Raw genomic sequence first — 1,556 nt, 5'->3', positions numbered from 1 at the left:
GATCAAAAATGTGGGAGCTGGCTTGCCTGCGATAGCGGTGGATCAGTCAATTAAGGTATCGACTGTCAGACCGCTATCGCAGGCAAGCCAGCTCCCACAGGGTTCGCCGGTGTTAATGAAATCGGGTTATTCGAGGTGTTCAGGTTTGATCGGGTCCCCGGGCTTCACATCCAGCTGATGCCGCACGTCCTCGAACATCAAGTCGTACTGCTTGTGCATCGAGCCGTTCAACACCGCGATCTTCGGCATCCCGTATTTCTGCGCGATATTCATCGCGTGCCGGGCAAAATCAAACGCTTGATCCTTGGGCAGGAAGAACTCTTCCTTGAGGTCCTTGCCCTGTACCGAACCGTGCAGCTTGAAGAGCATTCCCTTGCCTTCCTTTGGGTCCTGGCTGACCTCGTAGTCGATGCACAGGTTGTAGCTGTAGTCGTCCTTGTTGAGCGCGTGACGTTCGACATGCAAGTGACCGGGTTCAAAGGTGGCCATAGGCGTTTCTCCTCTACTTCACAGGTAGGTGATGCCAGGTGTTGCCGTGCTGATGCGCGTACCGGCGCTGCCCTGGACGATGGCTTCGATGTCCGAGAGTGAACCGATCACTGCGGTTTTGCCAGTCTGGCGGGCGAACTCGCAGGCGGCTTGCACCTTGGGCCCCATGGAGCCGGCGGCGAAGCCGAGCTTCTCCATGGCGTCAGGATGGGCCTGGCCGATGGCTTTCTGGCTGGGCTTGCCGAAGTCGATGAAGGCGGCGTTGACGTCGGTGGCGATCACCAGCAGATCGGCGTCCAGCTGCGAGGCCAGCAGTGAGGAACACAGGTCTTTGTCGATCACCGCTTCAATGCCGCGCAGCTTGCCGTCTTCGCCATACATCGTCGGGATACCGCCACCGCCGGCGCAGATCACGATGGCGCTTTTTTCCAGCAGCCACTTGATCGGGCGGATTTCAAAGATGCGTTTGGGGCGCGGGCTGGCGACCACGCGGCGGTATTTATCGCCGTCCGGGGCGATGGCCCAGCCTTTTTCGGCGGCCAGTTTTTCCGCTTCGGCCTTGGCGTATACCGGGCCGATGGGCTTGGTGGGGTTCTGGAAGGCCGGGTCCTTGGCGTCCACTTCGACCTGGGTGAGCAGGGTGGCGAACGGCACTTCGAAGTCCAGCAGGTTGCCCAGTTCCTGTTCGATGATATAGCCGATCATGCCTTCGGTCTCGGCGCCCAGCACGTCCAGCGGGTACGGCGAAACGCTGGTGTAGGCGGCCGCCTGCAACGACAGCAGGCCGACCTGCGGGCCATTGCCGTGGGCGATCACCAGTTCGTTGCCGGGGTGGATCTTGGCGATCTGTTCGGTGGCGATGCGGATGTTGGCGCGTTGGTTGTCCGCCGTCATGGGTTCACCACGGCGGAGCAGGGCGTTGCCGCCCAGGGCTACGACGATGCGCATAAACAATGTCCTTCTAGAGTGCTATGTTGCGAACACAGGACCAAAGTGGGAGCGGGCTTGCTCGCGAAAGCGGTGGATCAGTGGATACATGTGCGGACTGACACACCGCATTCGCGAGC

General features: G+C 60.3%; 2 protein-coding genes. Both read right to left on the bottom strand.

The window, feature by feature from the left end; all coding sequences use genetic code 11:
- Positions 1-126: 126 nt before the first annotated feature.
- The gene (locus QMX97_RS31990; protein WP_065908895.1) at positions 127-489 is read right to left on the bottom strand and encodes a DUF5064 family protein; all 363 of its coding nucleotides are present in this window, start codon (positions 487-489) and stop codon (positions 127-129) included.
- A gap of 18 nt (positions 490-507) precedes the next feature.
- Positions 508-1,437, bottom strand: coding sequence for a carbamate kinase (gene arcC, locus QMX97_RS31985; protein WP_201145790.1), 930 nt, complete (start codon positions 1,435-1,437; stop codon positions 508-510).
- Positions 1,438-1,556 lie beyond the last annotated feature (119 nt).

The organism is Pseudomonas sp. PS01298 (genome assembly GCF_029959745.1).
Taxonomy (GTDB): domain Bacteria; phylum Pseudomonadota; class Gammaproteobacteria; order Pseudomonadales; family Pseudomonadaceae; genus Aquipseudomonas; species Aquipseudomonas aylmerensis.
Note: the sequence above shows the minus strand (reverse complement) of the source record. Positions and strands in the feature narration are given on the sequence as shown.

What these genes read in the sequence shown, in the direction of transcription:
- arcC (WP_201145790.1), bottom strand. Translation starts at nt 1,437, where the DNA reads ATGCGCATCGTCGTAGCCCTGGGCGGCAACGCCCTGCTCCGCCGTGGT.
- QMX97_RS31990 (WP_065908895.1), bottom strand. Translation starts at nt 489, where the DNA reads ATGGCCACCTTTGAACCCGGTCACTTGCATGTCGAACGTCACGCGCTC.